Below are 12,964 nucleotides of genomic sequence, written 5' to 3'. Positions count from 1 at the left end.
CAGCGTTAAAGTATGGTTCTTCAACGTATCAACAGCGATAGTTCCGATTATCATCATTAGATGTTTTAGAAGGTATCGATTTCACATCGTGGGGGCTTAAGGTAAACTGCGTAGATACTATATGGCGTGCATCCAGAGACAAGATGCACCTAGAAATATCTAAGAGAACAGAGGGTAAAAGCTTAAGAGACATGTTGATGTAGCAACGGAACGATGTTTAAGGTTGCGGTTATTGGCCTAGGCCCTGCCGGCGCAGCAGCTCTAAGAAGGTTAAGCGAGCTGGGCGTCGAGGCTATAGGCATAGAGAGGAAGCATGCCCTTGAGAGCCCCACAGTCTGCGGAGAGTTCCTACCGGAGCCGGAGGCGATTCAGTTTATCAGCCATAAGCCTTCAGTAAGGACAGCTTTCAACTACATCAGCCTCGCCAGAAAGCTGAACACCTTTGATGAGATCCACCTCAAAATCGAGGGTGTAAGGTTATTCAGAATGGCAGTTCCAGGTTTCACAGTTAGCAGGCGGGAACTGGTCGAGAAGCTCGTTGAAAGAGCGAACTATGTTTTAGGTGACGACGTTGTATGCATTAGGAGACTGCAGGATCACTATGTCATCAAGACTCGCCGAGGCAAAGTTCTCGAAAGCGAGTACATCATAGCTGCCGACGGATATCCTTCGCTCACGCGCAGGTTGCTCGGATGCGCTTCAGAGCTCGAAGCTAAAGATCTGGCAATCGGGGTGAACATGAAAATGCGGACACCCAACATGAGTAAAAGAGTTGTTTACATGCATGCTTCTCCCCAGACTCCTGGCGGCTACGCTTGGATAATCCCTTACGAGGGCGAGGTCTCTAACGTAGGCATAGGAATCCGCTACAGCTACGTGAAAGCAGGCACAAACCCCATACACCTTCTGAAGAGGTTCGTCGAGCTTAACCCTGAAGGTTTCCTGGATTCCGCCTCTAGCATCGAGACACCAAGGTCTAGGTGGATACCGGTTTCGGGCTTCTACGCGCCCCCTGTATGCGGAAAGGTGCTTTTTGCCGGAGACTCTCTCGGCTCAACAAACCCCATAAACGGAGGCGGCATATTTACGTCGATGGCCCTCGGCGTACTGGCTGCGGAGGCCGTTTGGTTGGAGAAGCCAGAAGTCTACGCTGAGAGAGCTTGGAGCGAGGTCGGAAGCATACTGAGCATTGGAAGGAGGTACAGGAAAATGGTCGACTTTATCTTCGACCACTGGCAATTTTCAAGACTGCTAAAGCTTGCCCCAGCCGGCCTCGTAACGAAGATAATTAAGGGCGAAAAAACCTCTCTTTACTACTTCCTCGGCTCTTAGAAGAGGAAACTGAATCTCTGGTCCACCTCGTTCGGGTCCAGTTTCTCGTATGCCTCTGTCGTTCCGAGGTCGAACCAAAAAGCACTCGTTAAGTATCCTCCAACCCTGAGCCTTCGCTCTATCAAAACCCTGATGAGATCTCCCATGATGTCAATATCCCTCTTGGTCTCGGCGATCTCGTGTAGCACCTCAAGAGCCTTTCTACGAAGAGCGACAACACCTATAGTGACCGGTTTTCCGAGAGGGGGTTTTTCGACCATCCGCACAACCTCTTCGCCGTCAAGCTCGGCAACGCCGACCGCGACCCTATAGTTCGGCGAGAGGGCGAGTGTGGACATGAACCCTCTCTCGTCGTGGAACCTAAGCATCTCAGAGAGATTAATGTCGCTCAGGATGTCACCGTAGTAAACGAGTATATTTTCAGCGTCGTCCAGCGCTCCCTTTAGGTAAGCGTTGTAGAGAGCGCCACCGTTGCCACCGAACTCGGGGTTGTCCCAGACGTAGGATATTTTGACGCTGTACCTCTCCCCATCGTTGAAGTAGTTCACGATCTGCTGTCCTTTGTAGCCTATGAGCATCACGATGTTGTTTATGCCGTGGTACTTCATCAGTCGAACAATGTACTCGAGAAGTGGTTTCTGCTGTGAACCTATAGGGATCATGGCTTTCTGGAAGTAGTAAGTTAGCGGCCTGAGCCTTTTACCTTCACCCCCGCAGAGAATCACGCCTACAGTGTTTTGGGTCAAGCTGACACCGATTACCTGTTTTTCGAAAAAGTATATGAATTTACTCTTTATCCTCGTTTTTAAGAAAACATCCTGGTTAATAACACACGGTAAAAGCCACAACAGTTAAGTTAGTAAGTTGATAACACAGAATGTGCCTTCAACACAATACATCTGGGAAGAGGACTTTGATATAGTGCGTGTAAAAGCCAGGTGGGTTCTCGACTCGCGCGCAAACCCCACAGTCGAAACAGAAGTATACACTCTCGGCGGCGGTTTTGGAAGAGCGATCGTTCCGTCCGGCGCCTCTACGGGTACTCACGAGGCGTTAGAGCTACGAGACGGTGGGAAAGACTTCCACGGCAAGGGAGTTACCAGAGCTATCGAGAACGTTAACACCGTCATCGCCAGGGAAATCGTAGGGATGGATGCTAGAAAGCAGGAAGACATAGACAGGAGGCTGATAGAGCTGGACGGAACACCCAACAAGTCGAGGTTGGGTGCGAATTCCATACTTTCTGTCTCCCTCGCGGTGGCGCACGCCGCTGCCAGCACTTACGGTATGCCGCTTTACCTGTACTTAGGGGGCCTTCAAGCCCACCTTCTACCCGTCCCCCTCATGAACATCATAAACGGGGGGAAGCACGCCGGTAACGAGCTCAGGATCCAGGAGTTCATGATCGCTCCTGTAGGGGCGAAGTCCTTCGCCGAGGCGCTCAAGATGGGTAGCGAAGTGTACCACGCGCTTAGGAGCATCCTGAGGGAGCGCTACGGAGCCCACGCCGTAAACGTGGGGGATGAGGGTGGTTTCGCGCCTCCCATGAGGGAGTCAAGGGAGGCTTTGAGGGCTCTAGTTGACGCCATAAAGCTCGCCGGGTACGAGCCCGGGAGGGACGTTGCTTTAGCGCTGGACGCGGCGGCCTCCGAGTTCTACGACGAGAAGAGGGGCACCTACTTATTGGACGGAAGAGAATTCAGCCGCGAACAGCTCATTAAGTATTACGCAGAGCTTGTCGGGGAGTTCCCGATAATATCGATCGAGGATCCTCTGCACGAGGATGATTTCGAGGGGTTTGCTATCGCTACCCGTGACTTAAAGGTTCAGATAGTGGGAGACGATATTTTCGTCACAAATCCCTCAAGGCTCTCGAAAGGCATATCTCTTGGGGCCGCAAACGCTCTGCTCCTCAAGGTCAACCAGATCGGTACCCTTTCTGAGTCGCTTGAAGCGGCTAGGCTAGCTATGAGCAACAACTACTCGGTGATAATTAGCCACCGGAGCGGCGAGAGCGAGGACACTACGATAGCTCACCTGTCCGTCGCCCTTAACACAGGGCAGATAAAGACCGGGGCTCCTGCGCGCGGGGAGAGAACGTCCAAGTACAACGAGCTCATAAGGATCGAGGAGGAGCTCGGGTCGCGTGCGAAGTACCCTGGTCTCTCAGCGTTCAAGCACTACAGGCTAAGCTCTCTCTGAGTCCGAGCAAAAACATTTTTAAAGAGAAAGCGCCTCTTTCTTTCTCCCATGCTGAGCTCACAAGCTATCGTTGTGTCGAAGTCCATTCTGAATAGGTGGGTTGAGAGGGACCAGTTTGTAGCTAGGCTAGTTAAGGTCATCGAGAGCGATGAGGAGGTTCAGGCACTGCTCGAGATGAGCAACACGATAGCCGTGAAGCGACTCGGGTACAATGACCATGGTCCAGTCCACGCAAGGATAGTGGCTGGAGCATCGCTCGAGATAATGCACATGCTACTTAACCGCAATGTAGATTTCACCACCTTGAAGGACGGGACAGCGCAGAGCCTCGACGAAGTCAAAACTATCCTCGTGTTAGCAAGCTACCTTCACGATATTGGAAACTCAGTTCACCGCGAAAACCACGAGTTTATAGGTAGCCTTCTAGCCAAGGACATAGTTGACAGGGTCATAGGCACCGTGCACCCAGGCATCGGTTCCCGAAGGTACACTCTGAGGCAGGAGGTTCTTTCAGCAATATACAGTACTGAGTTCAACGTAAAGGCCTTGACGCTCGAGGCCAGCATAGTGAAGCTCGCAGACGGGCTGGACATGTCGGAAGGTCGGGCTCGTTTACCTTATAAGATGGGGAAGGTGGACATGCATTCCCTGTCGGCGCTTAGCATAAAGCGCGTCGAGCTTTCTCAGGGTGACGACGTACCAATTCAGGTCTCCGTGTACATGGAGGATCTAGCCGGCTTCTTTCAGGTGGAGAGGGTTCTCATGCCGAAGCTTGAGTCAAGCAAGCTGAAGGGGCTGGTCAGGGTAAATATTTACAGTGGGAAGGGTGAAAGAGTGGCCTCACTGCTCTAAAAACTGCTGGATATCTTTAATAGCTGGACGTCGTCTAAAACACCCTGGTCGCAGATGGAAGCACCGGCTATTGAGGGAGGGAAACCTGTTCGGGACACCTTTAAGGAGTACTTCCCGAGGATTTCGGAATACGAGAAACAGCTCGTGCTTTCGGTTCTCGAGTCCGGTCGCTTAGCTTCAGGCGTGGGAACCTTCGTCCGCAGGTTTGAGGAGGAGTTCGCAAGGTTCTTAGGAGTGAAGTACTCTCTTGCCGTTTCGAACGGAACGGCTGCGTTGCACACGGCTGTTGCCAGCCTCGGTATAGGAGTAGGAGACGAGGTTATCACGACCCCCTTCAGCTTTGTCGCAACTGCCACAGCTGTGTTGCACAACAACGCTATCCCGGTGTTTGGGGATATAGAGCTTGATACACTCAACCTAGACCCCGAAACAATAGTTGATAAAATCACTCCTAGAACGAGGGCTATACTGGTAGTTCACTTAGCGGGGCATCCCGCGGAGATGGACGAGATAATGAAGATCGCCCGCGAGAACGATCTCGCGGTGATAGAAGACTGCGCTCAGGCTATCGGGAGTGAGTACAAGGGGAGAAAGGTGGGTAGCATTGGTGACGTAGGGGCTTTCAGCTTCTACCAGTCCAAGAACATGACAACAGGGGAGGGAGGGATGGTCACGACAAACGACGAGGCAATTTACAGGAAAGCGAGGCTCTTCGTGGAGCATGGCTCTGAGGAGCGCTACTACCACACAACCCTCGGATGGAACTACAGGATGACAGAGCTACAGGCCGCGCTGGGCTTGGGTCAGCTGTCGCGAATAGAGGAGCTAAACAGAGCAAGGGAGGAGATTGCTAGAATATATACCGATGAACTGGAGAGCCTTGACGGAGACCTCGTTTTGCTACCTAAGCCGAGGAAGCACGTTAAGCACACATGGCACATATACCAGGTTTTGCTCAGGCTGGAGAATCTAAGGGTTAATCGAGACAGGGTGGTTGAAGCCGTGAAGCGTGAGAACGTTTTAGTCCTCGTCTCGTACCCTCGTGTAATATACGAGAACCCACTGTTCCAGAAGCTTGACGCTTACGGGCGGGGTTGCCCCTGGTCTTGCCCCTACTACGGCGGTAAAGTTTCGTACAAGCCTGGGCTTTCCCCGAAGGCAGAGCTTGCCGCGAGAAGTGTGGTTACCTTACCAACGCTCGCAGGTATGAGCGCTGATGATGCCGTTGACACAGCAAAGGCTTTAAAGAAAGTTCTGCTGTATTACAGGAAGTGAACCGGATGACCAACCCGATTTTGGAGAAAGCCATCAATGAGGGCAGGTCGCTTCTATCGCTCTCGGAGTCTTTGGCTCTACTTGAGAGCTACGGCTTGCCAGTCGCGAGGTACATTATGCTAAAACGACCAGAGGAGGCCGCAAAGGCGGTTAGCCTCGGCTTTCCAGTTGTGTTGAAGCTCGACAGCCCTGATATTGTTCACAAAACAGAAGCTGGAGCTGTGAGAACGGGAATAGGCTCTGAGGTCGAGCTGAGGCAAGCGATGGATGAAATGCTCTCAAGCGTCAGGCAAAGGTACCCTGAGGCTAGAGTCTATGGTTTTGTAGTACAGGAGATGGTTCAGAAAGCACACGAAGTGATAATCGGGGGTCTTCGGGACGAGCAGTTCGGCCCTGTAATAGCGTTCGGCATAGGCGGGATACTCGTAGAGGTCCTCAAAGACGTGGTGTTCGAAATCGCGCCCGTGTCCTACGAAGACGCACTAGAGATCATTAAGAGAATCAAGGGCTACAGGATTTTAGAGGGATACAGAGGACTACCTCGGGCTAACATAGAGTTGCTTGCTGAGACGATAAGCAGAGCTTCTCTAATGTTCTCCGAGCTCTCCACCACGGTCAGCGAAATGGACCTTAACCCCACCTTTGTCTCATCCGAGTGGGTCAAGATAGCGGACGCTAGGTTCAAGCTAAGCTACTAGATAGCGCGGATTTAGGCCTCTGAACCTTCTTCCCGTCAGGCCAGAGCGCATAAAAGGCCTCTGGTGAGTGCAACAGGCGACAGAAACTATGAAATTGCATCGCATCAGTCGCGAGAAGACTCGTCACCCATCAATTATACCGTCGCCTCATCATCCGCTTAATTAGGTGCCGACGGCCTCCTTATAAACCCTGTCCCCCGAAATTTTTTAGCAAGCATAACTATTCGAAGCATGAAAACGTATGCCGATTAGTGTAGGTGCTATCCTTGAGTTTATCATAGGTTGGGTTGTGAGTGCTATTGTGATCTACGTTGTGCTGAAGATTTTTCCAGGCAAGCAGAAACGCGAGAACATTGCTGGGGCCCTCTTAGCCGCACTCGTCGGCGAAATAATATTCGCGTTATTCAACATCCTAAACATACCCTTCGCGAACACCCTGGCGATAGTAGCGTGGCTGTGGGCTCTCAGGAAAATCTTCGGTGTAGGCTGGATAGGAGCTGCAGTCATAGCCTTCCTAATCTACGTTTTCAGCGTATTTGTCTCGCTCCTAGGGCTTCCGCACATCATATAGCTTTACCTTGAACAGCATACTTTTTTTAAGGCGGGATGGTTGTTAAAGACTAGGTGCGCTTGCAGTAATGGAGTGGAAGGAATCTAACGCGTATTCGACCTTGAAGTCAATAGTTTCACATTACATAGCTAGGTACTTCTCCGATCTCACGCAGCAGGAGGTCGAGTTCATGAGCGACGTGGCAACACAGGACCTTGTGAATTACCTGGCAGTGAAGTTCGACTTCATAGGCGACCCGGACTACAGCTACAAGTCTCTTGCGTTAGCGTCGAAGCTGGCTGAAGAGAATCCGCTCGAGTTCGACTCCCTGGTGAACGAGTGGGCTGAAATCTGGGTTCTCAAGTGGAGGCAGAGAGTTAAGCTTGTAATGTCCGATGACCCTGAGAACACTAAGGCTGTCCAGCGTCTGGAGGAAAAAGTCGGACCAATTCTGAGCGTGCTCGGCGACGAAGCCACTGATTTTAAAAAGTTCGCGATAGGGTCCTTGATTAGGACAGGGGAGGTATGTTTCACGAACCTCATGGCCGAGATGGTCGTAAAGGAGATCTTCTTCAAAATAGCGTCAAGCCAGAGAGGTGATGAGGCCGTAAACTTCATCAAATCAAACCCTGTGTTCGTGATCAATGAGGTTGTGAAAAGGGTGAAGGAGCTAGGCCAGTTCCGAGGCAACCTGGTCGTCGTCAGGATAAACCCAGCGTTTTTCCAGGATGCCCGGGGTGAAGCTGTTGAGTGGTGGTGAAAAAGAAGAGTATTTGAAAGTTGACGTTGTAGGCGTTTACCCGATACTCTTCGAATCGGGTGGCGCAGGCTTTGTAATGCTTCTCGAGGCACCAGAGTGGAAAGGTAAGGTGCTACCAATATACATTGGGGTGAGCGAGGGAGTAGCTATTCAGAACGCTCTAAACGGCGTGAGAACAGAGAGACCGATGACACACGACCTGATAATTAACATCCTCGAGGCTCTTGGAGTTTCCGTGGAGAGAATAACCATAGATGCGCTTCTCAACAACAGCGTCTATACAGCAACCATCGTTCTAAGGAAAGGCGATGAGCAGAAGGGGGAAAGGTTATTCATCGACGCTAGGCCGAGCGACAGCGTAGCAATAGCGCTGCGCGCTGGCGCTCCCATATATGTTGCTTCGCACCTTGAAAGGCTTGCGCGGCGGCCAGAAGAGCTGGGGTTTAAGGAGGAAAATGAGTAGGGAAGCATCCCCGCTGGCTTTGAGCAACCAAGAGCTCGTTGAATTGTACATATCTCACCTCATTGCCCGAAACAGGTCTGAAAGGACGATAAGGTACTTTAGAAGCATACTGGAGAGCTTTCTTCAGTTCCTCGATGGCAAGCGAATCTCGGAAGTGCAGCTCTATGACATCGACCTTTTTCTAGCCCGTCTGCGCCAAAGCGGGTGGAAGCCGGACAGCTTATACACCGCGGCTGTTGCAGTTAAAAGGTTCCTGGAGTTTGTCGGCAAAGAGGACGCGTTGCGAGGGTTTGAGCTTCCTAGGCGTGAGAAAAAGCTTCCAAGGTACCTTGAACCCGAAGAAGTGAAAAGAATGGTGGAGCAGGCTGATAGCATTCGAGACAAGCTCATCGTGATGTTGCTGTTTACTACGGGGCTTCGTGTCGCCGAGCTTGTCAACATCAGAAGAACAGACATCGACCTGGAAAGAAGAACGATAAGGGTGAAAGGGAAGGGCGCCAAGGAAAGATACGTGTACTTTCCTCAAAGCGTCGCGGAGTTGCTCGCAGCCTATGTCTCAAGCAACGACTCGGAGTGGTTGTTCCCCTCTTCGAAAGATCCCAGCTCTCACATCCACTACACAACTGTTGAGAGAGTATTGAAGACGCTGGCGCGTAAAGCGGGATTAAGTAAAAAAGTCACTCCGCACCTGCTTCGGCACACCTTCGCAACCTTAAGCCTCGCCTCAGGCCTCGATGTGAGAGAGATCCAGGAGCTTCTGGGGCACTCGAATCTCAACACTACTCAAGTGTACGCCCATGTCTCTAGGGAACGCCTTAGGAAAGATTACGAGAGGGTGTGGGGCTCGGTTCTCTAGCCTTCTAGACTATCTCAGAAACAGTGGAGCGGAGTTCGATATCGAGTCTTTTCAGGAGAGTTTCTAAGCTTATGACTTCCGCTCCAGCGAACTCTCTCATGTACTCCAACCCCACTTTGTGCCACTCATCGCTAGCTGCTGCCACGCACTCTACAGGAACAACCACTTTGTAGCCCCGGTAGAATGCCCCAAGCGCTGTTTGTTGCACGCAGATGTGAGTGTGTATTCCCGTAATTATGATGGTGTCTACTTCCAGCTCTCGGAGAAGCATATCCAGGTCTGTGAAAACAAATGCATCGTACCTCCTCTTATTCACGATGAAATCCTTCTCAGTGGGCGAGAGCTCGGGGACTATTTTCGCCTCAGTACTACCCTTGATCGCATGGGGGCCCCATAGCTTAGTTTCGAAGTCTATGCCTTGGTAGTGCTGGTCGACAGCGTACACCACCGGTATGCCTCTGCTTCGCGCGAACTCGACAAGCCTTTTGATGCAGGGGATAATACGCTCAGCGTTCTCAGCGCGCAGGCGACCGCGAACGAACTCCTCGAGCATATCTACAACGAGAACAGCGTATTTAGACATACCACTCAAATAACCCGATAAGGCATATAATAGCGTTTCTTCCTACTCGGGCTTAAGGACCACGACTTTTGGCTTCAGCTCCTCCTCGAGCATCTTCAGGATTGCGGCAACCCTACGACCCTTCTCCGTCAATCTTAGTATTCTGTTGCCGGGACTACCCTTTCTATCCTCCTCGATAAAACCGTACTCCAATAGCTTCTTCACGTTGTTGTAGATAGACGTCGTGGACAGCCCAGTGGTAGGTCTTAGGTCGGTGATCTTCTTCTCGCCTGAGAGGAGCGCAAGGAGTATTAGATCGCTCTCAGTGAACACCAACCTCACATCTACGTCTTCCGCGGTCATGACCCACCTACAAACCTCGCTACACCGAAATAAAAATTAACCTGTGATTCCGATCTCTCAAGCATGCCTACAGTTAAAATCGAGGATTTCCAAAAGCTGGACATACGCGTGGGGAAAGTACTGCATGCCGAACCGATACAGAAGAGCGAGAAACTCCTCCTCTTGAAGGTCGATATAGGCGGTGAAACGAGGCAGCTAGTGGCAGGCCTTAGACCCCACTACAAGGCAGAGGACCTGGTAGGTAAGCTCGTCATCGTTCTAGCCAATTTAGAGCCTAAAGCCCTCATGGGGTACGTTTCACAAGGCATGCTGCTGGCCGCTGTGGATAATGGAAAGCCGGTCTTGCTGGTGCCTGACAGAGAAGTAAAGCCAGGGGCTAAAATAAGCTGAGGGAAAACTGGAGAAAGCAGAAAACTTCTTTTCTAACAGACTTTTCAGCGAATTCCTAAGTGAAGGCCACGGTCAAACCTGGCAGTGTCCATTTCCCTGTACGTTGAAAGGAGCTTTCTAATGGCCTCACGTATAGCGTCGCTGCGATTCTGGAAGTAACCTCTCTCAATGAGCTGATCGAGAGCATCTATAAGGCCGACGGGCAGCTTTACCGATATGACCTTTGTTACAGACGTATAGTCACCCCTATTGGTGACGTAGTAGCTACTTGAAAGATCGTTTCTTGTGGTCATCAGACTCTACTCTAACCGAGCTGGATATATTACTTGTAGGAATAACCCCTGCCTATAACCGTAGGACAATTTAAAATAACATTCGTTCGAAACTTTAATTTACACTTGGGTATAATGAATGAACTCTATGGCAGAGCTAGGCGTAGAGCGCGATCGGGAGAAGGATGCCATCAGGAGGGAGATCTGGGCTTTACTTGAACGCTACGAGGTAGTGACCAGCCCTAGGCCTTGCTATGGGAAAATCCCCGGTTTCGTGGGTAGCAACAATGTCGCGGCTAAGATCCTGAAGCTTGAAGGCTTTAGACGCGCAGAGACAATTTACACAACCCCCGATCTTTCTAGCCGAGCAATAAGAGAAGAATCCCTGAAGAGAGGCAAGAAGGTAATAGTATCCCTGCCGAGGTTACGTGGCTACGTGATTTTAGACCCGTCAAGGATACCTTCATCTAAGTACGGCTTTGCCTCCACACTTAGAGGTTCGTTAACTCTGGGAGAGAGGATAAGGTGGCCCGAGAACATTAGCGTTGATCTAATCGTTTTGGGAAGCGTGGCTGTGAACAGGGACGGCTCAAGGCTGGGTAGGGGAGACGGGTTCTATGACCTGGAGTACGCGATTCTCAAGGAATTACACGTAGTCGATGATAAAACCCCTATAGTCACGGCAGTCCACGACCTGCAAATCACGGAGCGTAAAATACCGATGTACAAGCACGATGTCCCCGTTGACTACATCATAACGCCCACTCAGCTTATAGTGACATCAACAACTTACCCGCGTCCGCCCGGGATAATCTGGGATCTTCTATCCATTGACTTTATCAAAGCAACACCTATTTTACGGGTCCTCTTCGGTATATCTTAGTGAGCTGTTAGGGTATTCTTAGCAAGCCCGGGGTCATCCTGTTAAGTGCCGCCGCGCAGGAGCTACAAAACGCGGCTGGTTTTGCATCAACGTCGTAGATAGAGTTACTAAATCTCATCACGCACCTTCGCTGGCAGTGCGGCAAGCCGAAGCTGTGCCCTAGCTCGTGCAAGCTCTCCTTCAAGAGCCTCATTCTGTACAACGCAATCGAAGGTTGCTGACCGTAATACTCGGGTCGAAGCCGCTCAGTAAACACCACCCCGCCCCAACCCGGCTTCGATACCCCGAAGACGAAGTTTAAGCCCTCAACAAACCCATCGCCGTTTACGAGTACGAGCAGCCGTTGCTGAGGTACCACCCCCACAGTTGACTGAAGCTTTTCCAGCAACCCCTCAGCGTCGATCTGATCCCTTTCCTCGTCGTAGAAGTCAAGGAGAACGCTCATGCTCAGCAGCTTAGGCTCTACGACTACAGTCGAATTAAAAATGCTCTTAAGGGAGTCAGCGAGCCAATCAACGTCGCCCCTCTCAACTCCTAACGGGGCTATCTTAATCGCAATTCCAGCCATACGACAACAGTATGAAAATTAGCTAACACCTGCATCAAAAGCATTACCATCAATTAAGCACCCGGGAAGCACAGATTACCAGATATGAAGCTGCGTCTCGAAGACGTCATCGACGAAGCAGTGCTTGTCTCTGAGAAGAGCACAAACGTCCTGCTTGTTACCCTGCTTGCTTGCACGCTCCTATCGCTTATCCTCTCAGAGACCAAGTACCTCCTACTGTCTCCGATAATTGCCTCATCGTACTTTGTGGTCGAGCTCTCTTGGAGGTTGTACAAGCTACACGGCGAGAGCGGAGAGTTGAAAGGCGGCCTTTTCGCCGTGGCTCCCTACATTACCCTTCTCACGGCCTCTCTCAGCCTCTTCGGAGTACTTACCTTCATCGCGTACATTCTATCTATATTCGGGCTCTCGGCGATACTCGGTTTAAGGGCTATAGCCAGTAAGCGTGAAGTAATTGTGATCATGTAAGGCTGATCCCTCGGGAGAATGCGATGGGGCCAGTTACTGATAAAAACCACAGGGAGGTAATAGAGCATTGTATGCCCAGCGATCAGTTATACGAGATGCTCCCCTTACTTCTCGAGCTCGCCAAGAGGGGTTGCCTGAGTTTTCCTCGACGGATAAGCCGCACCGAAGTCATGAAAAGCCTGGGTTATTCAGCCTGGAGGTTCCGGAAGCTCCTCGAAAAGGCCGAGAGTGAAGGTTACATCGAAAGGGTTTTCTTTGGACGCTACGTAGCTTACAGAGTCACTCCGAGAGGAGTTGACCTCCTCAAGAGAATTCACGCGGACCTGAGTGCAGTATTCAGCTCAAACTCATCTATCGTGCTGAGAGGAGTGGTGGTGCCAGGGTTAGGGGAAGGGGCAGTTTACATGAGCATACCCCGCTACGTAGAGGCATTCAGAGAGGCTCTAGGCTTTGAGCCATACCCCGCGTAC

The 12,964-nt window shown here is 51.1% G+C and carries 18 protein-coding genes; 13 read left to right on the top strand and 5 right to left on the bottom strand.

Annotated features, from left to right (window positions below; translation table 11 throughout):
* Positions 1–213 precede the first annotated feature (213 nt).
* Positions 214–1,332, top strand: a complete 1,119-nt coding sequence (locus MOV14_RS03465; RefSeq protein WP_318537845.1) for an NAD(P)/FAD-dependent oxidoreductase — start codon at positions 214–216, stop codon at positions 1,330–1,332.
* Here MOV14_RS03465 and MOV14_RS03460 read toward each other — a convergent pair.
* Positions 1,329–2,078 carry a nucleotidyltransferase family protein gene (locus MOV14_RS03460; protein ID WP_318537844.1) on the bottom strand — a complete coding sequence of 250 codons (750 nt, stop codon included), beginning with the start codon at positions 2,076–2,078 and terminating at the stop codon, positions 1,329–1,331. The genes MOV14_RS03465 and MOV14_RS03460 overlap by 4 nt on opposite strands.
* 151 nt (positions 2,079–2,229) lie before the next feature.
* On the opposite strand from MOV14_RS03460, the gene eno reads away from it, so the two are divergent.
* The 8 genes from eno to xerA all read left to right on the top strand — a co-directional run bounded on the left by eno (position 2,230) and on the right by xerA (position 8,988).
* Positions 2,230–3,534, top strand: a complete 1,305-nt coding sequence (eno, locus tag MOV14_RS03455; protein ID WP_442786693.1) for a phosphopyruvate hydratase — start codon at positions 2,230–2,232, stop codon at positions 3,532–3,534.
* A gap of 48 nt (positions 3,535–3,582) precedes the next feature.
* Positions 3,583–4,386, top strand: coding sequence for an HD domain-containing protein (locus tag MOV14_RS03450; protein ID WP_318537842.1), 804 nt, complete (start codon positions 3,583–3,585; stop codon positions 4,384–4,386).
* A gap of 54 nt (positions 4,387–4,440) precedes the next feature.
* Positions 4,441–5,661, top strand: a complete 1,221-nt coding sequence (locus tag MOV14_RS03445; RefSeq protein WP_318537841.1) for a DegT/DnrJ/EryC1/StrS family aminotransferase — start codon at positions 4,441–4,443, stop codon at positions 5,659–5,661.
* 5 nt (positions 5,662–5,666) lie between these two features.
* Positions 5,667–6,359, top strand: coding sequence for an acetate--CoA ligase family protein (locus MOV14_RS03440; RefSeq protein ID WP_318537840.1), 693 nt, complete (start codon positions 5,667–5,669; stop codon positions 6,357–6,359).
* Positions 6,360–6,600: 241 nt separating this feature from the next.
* Entirely contained in the window at positions 6,601–6,930 is a 330-nt protein-coding gene (locus MOV14_RS03435; protein WP_318537839.1) for a hypothetical protein, read from the top strand.
* A 67-nt stretch (positions 6,931–6,997) separates the two neighbouring features.
* Positions 6,998–7,669: a hypothetical protein gene (locus MOV14_RS03430; protein WP_318537838.1), complete on the top strand. Its 672-nt coding sequence runs from the start codon at positions 6,998–7,000 to the stop codon at positions 7,667–7,669.
* On the top strand, positions 7,656–8,132 hold the full coding sequence (locus tag MOV14_RS03425) for a bifunctional nuclease family protein (RefSeq protein WP_318537837.1): 477 nt from the start codon (positions 7,656–7,658) through the stop codon (positions 8,130–8,132). Before MOV14_RS03430 ends, MOV14_RS03425 begins: the two co-directional genes overlap by 14 nt.
* The gene (xerA, locus tag MOV14_RS03420) at positions 8,125–8,988 is read left to right on the top strand and encodes a site-specific tyrosine recombinase/integron integrase (protein WP_318537836.1); all 864 of its coding nucleotides are present in this window, start codon (positions 8,125–8,127) and stop codon (positions 8,986–8,988) included. Before MOV14_RS03425 ends, xerA begins: the two co-directional genes overlap by 8 nt.
* Positions 8,989–8,992: 4 nt before the next feature.
* Here the strand turns inward: xerA and MOV14_RS03415 are convergent, their stop codons facing one another.
* Positions 8,993–9,571, bottom strand: a complete 579-nt coding sequence (locus tag MOV14_RS03415) for a cysteine hydrolase family protein (RefSeq protein WP_318537835.1) — start codon at positions 9,569–9,571, stop codon at positions 8,993–8,995.
* 42 nt (positions 9,572–9,613) lie between these two features.
* Positions 9,614–9,913, bottom strand: a complete 300-nt coding sequence (locus tag MOV14_RS03410; protein WP_318537834.1) for a MarR family transcriptional regulator — start codon at positions 9,911–9,913, stop codon at positions 9,614–9,616.
* Between the two features lie 63 nt (positions 9,914–9,976).
* On the opposite strand from MOV14_RS03410, the gene metG reads away from it, so the two are divergent.
* Complete coding sequence (gene metG, locus MOV14_RS03405; RefSeq protein WP_318537833.1) at positions 9,977–10,303, top strand: methionine--tRNA ligase subunit beta; 327 nt, start codon at positions 9,977–9,979, stop codon at positions 10,301–10,303.
* 44 nt (positions 10,304–10,347) lie between these two features.
* On the opposite strand, the gene MOV14_RS03400 is transcribed toward metG, so the two are convergent.
* Entirely contained in the window at positions 10,348–10,596 is a 249-nt protein-coding gene (locus tag MOV14_RS03400; protein ID WP_318537832.1) for a ribbon-helix-helix domain-containing protein, read from the bottom strand.
* Positions 10,597–10,723: 127 nt separating this feature from the next.
* Here MOV14_RS03400 and MOV14_RS03395 point away from each other — a divergent pair, with 127 nt between their 5' ends.
* Entirely contained in the window at positions 10,724–11,458 is a 735-nt protein-coding gene (locus MOV14_RS03395) for a 5-formyltetrahydrofolate cyclo-ligase (protein ID WP_318537831.1), read from the top strand.
* 7 nt (positions 11,459–11,465) lie between these two features.
* Here MOV14_RS03395 and MOV14_RS03390 read toward each other — a convergent pair whose 3' ends face one another.
* Positions 11,466–12,026, bottom strand: a complete 561-nt coding sequence (locus MOV14_RS03390) for an archaemetzincin family Zn-dependent metalloprotease (RefSeq protein ID WP_318537830.1) — start codon at positions 12,024–12,026, stop codon at positions 11,466–11,468.
* 84 nt (positions 12,027–12,110) lie between these two features.
* Here MOV14_RS03390 and MOV14_RS03385 point away from each other — a divergent pair, with 84 nt between their 5' ends.
* Both MOV14_RS03385 and MOV14_RS03380 read left to right on the top strand, forming a co-directional pair.
* Positions 12,111–12,494, top strand: a complete 384-nt coding sequence (locus MOV14_RS03385; protein ID WP_318537829.1) for a hypothetical protein — start codon at positions 12,111–12,113, stop codon at positions 12,492–12,494.
* 71 nt (positions 12,495–12,565) lie between these two features.
* On the top strand, positions 12,566–12,964 hold a 399-nt coding region (locus MOV14_RS03380; RefSeq protein ID WP_318537828.1), incomplete at its 3' end, for a DUF120 domain-containing protein.

The sequence above is a fragment of the Infirmifilum sp. NZ genome, assembly GCF_022693705.1.
Taxonomy (GTDB): Archaea; Thermoproteota; Thermoprotei; order Thermofilales; family Thermofilaceae; genus Thermofilum.
This window is presented reverse-complemented; position numbering and strand designations above follow the sequence as displayed.